Origin of the sequence: Bacillus sp. AFS001701 (genome assembly GCF_002559405.1) — a bacterium.
In the GTDB taxonomy this organism is placed as follows: Bacteria; Bacillota; Bacilli; order Bacillales; family Bacillaceae_G; genus Gottfriedia.
This window is the reverse complement of record NZ_NTZO01000537.1, coordinates 1-1,820: the sequence shown is the minus strand read 5'-3', so window position 1 is coordinate 1,820 and position 1,820 is coordinate 1. Positions and strand designations below refer to the sequence as shown.

The window sequence follows — 1,820 nt, the reverse complement described above, 5'->3', positions numbered from 1 at the left end:
TTCCTTAATGATTAATAAAAAAGAACACTACTTTTTTAGTACTTCAAAAACTGTAGTGTTCTTTTATTTATACTGAAGTTAATGTTTATTCTTTGATAACAAGAGTTTCCCATCCATCATAATTACCACCGAAATGCTCTGAAGTTTCGATTAAGTAATCAGTTAGTTCATCGATGCTATCTAGATCAACATGATCTATTCTAGAAATACGTATGGTAAATTCATAATCTTCATCTAAATCTTTATCAATATTTGAATACTTTTCTTCAAAATTAAAACCTTCATTTGCTATTTCACTAATAAACTCTTTTATCTTTATTTCATCATTGAATAGAATGAAATGTTCGACTTTGCGAGGTAATTTTAATTTGTCACCTGATCTTTGTAATTGCCTAATTAATTCATCATTGCTTATATGCTGCAGATGGTAATGGTTTGGATAAAGAAATTCGAAATAATATTCCCATAGTTCTTCTTCATCCATACCATACATTTCAAATTTGTAATCATTCACTTCGATAATTTGTTCAGCAACTTCAATAAGCATTTTAGGATCTTGTTCAGAAGTATAATAGACAAGTTCTCTAAAACCATCAGTCGTAACCCTTCCAACATTAAGGTAGAGTTTTGGATTAATACGTTTTTCAATATCTTTATTAACTTTTTCTAAAACTTTTAATTCATGTTTACTAGGAAAACCTCGTTCGTCTGGATTTTTTAATTGTAGTTTTATACAAACAATCGTTGGATAATCTTCAATATTTACTTTTTCAGTTACTTCCATATCCAATACTACAGTAGCAGGTTTATGATTTATAAAACTAAAATACGCATTCCAATACTCAGACATTTATATTTCTCCTAAATAAATTTGACTTTTATCGCTTAACACGAATTTCTAATTCCTCAAGCTTAAGGGACAATTTTTCTTCATTAATATTAATTTTTAAATCTTCAAATGTATATTCAGCAAAATGAGGTATATCAATTGTTATTGCAGAAAGCTCTTTACTAATAAAAGTAGAGTCCTTACCAGCTTCTAATTTCTTTTTGTAGCGATTAAATTTAGAATCAAGATTTTCCATATTCTCGTACAATTCTTCAACTGAGTTATAAAGTTGAATTAATGGAATTGCCGATTTTTCTCCTACTCCAGGGCAACCAGGTATATTATCACTAGAATCACCTAATAATGCCTTTACATCAACCCATTGTTTCGGATGGATCCCATAATCATTACTGAAGTGCTCTAGGGAGTAGACAATTTCACCAGTTTTTTGAGCAATGATTTGAGATGTATGCTCGTTTATTAATTGTAGTAAGTCTCGATCATTACTATAAATATAGCATTTATTTTTAACAGAATTAGACCAATTATTTGATAAAGTACCCATTAAATCATCCGCTTCATACGGTGCCATTTCTAATTGAGCAATACCGATTTCTTCTAATGCTGTTTTTAAAGTGAAATATTGTTCGATAAGTGGTGATGGTAATTCTCCACGAGTTGCTTTATAAAAATCATATTTATTTCGACGATCCGTTTCTTCACGTTTAACATCCCAAGTAATTGCAAGATGAGTAATATCATGTTCTTTAATTAAATTAAAAAGCTTAGGAATAAATACTCTTAATGCATTTATATAAACGCCATCTTTTGTCTTAGAAAGTTGTTCATCACTTCTCCCATAAGAAGTTGCAAAATAGCCTCTACTTAATAAGTTAAAGCCATCAATTAATAATAAAGATTGATTTTCCATTTTATAAATCACCTAATATCTATTTATTTAATATGAAAATGATAGCATATCCGACTGAAA

2 protein-coding genes are annotated in these 1,820 nt (G+C 28.9%); both read right to left on the bottom strand.

What is annotated here, in order from left to right:
• Nucleotides 1-85: 85 nt before the first annotated feature.
• Nucleotides 86-850 carry a DUF695 domain-containing protein gene (locus CN514_RS22300; RefSeq protein ID WP_098234453.1) on the bottom strand — a complete coding sequence of 255 codons (765 nt, stop codon included), beginning with the start codon at nt 848-850 and terminating at the stop codon, nt 86-88.
• A 28-nt stretch (nt 851-878) separates the two neighbouring features.
• Nucleotides 879-1,760, bottom strand: a complete 882-nt coding sequence (locus tag CN514_RS22295) for a 5'-3' exonuclease (RefSeq protein ID WP_098234452.1) — start codon at nt 1,758-1,760, stop codon at nt 879-881.
• Nucleotides 1,761-1,820: the final 60 nt, after the last annotated feature.

Coding starts and splice junctions, on each gene's coding strand:
- CN514_RS22300 (WP_098234453.1), bottom strand. CDS start 850: ATGTCTGAGTATTGGAATGCGTATTTTAGTTTTATAAATCATAAACCT.
- CN514_RS22295 (WP_098234452.1), bottom strand. CDS start 1,760: ATGGAAAATCAATCTTTATTATTAATTGATGGCTTTAACTTATTAAGT.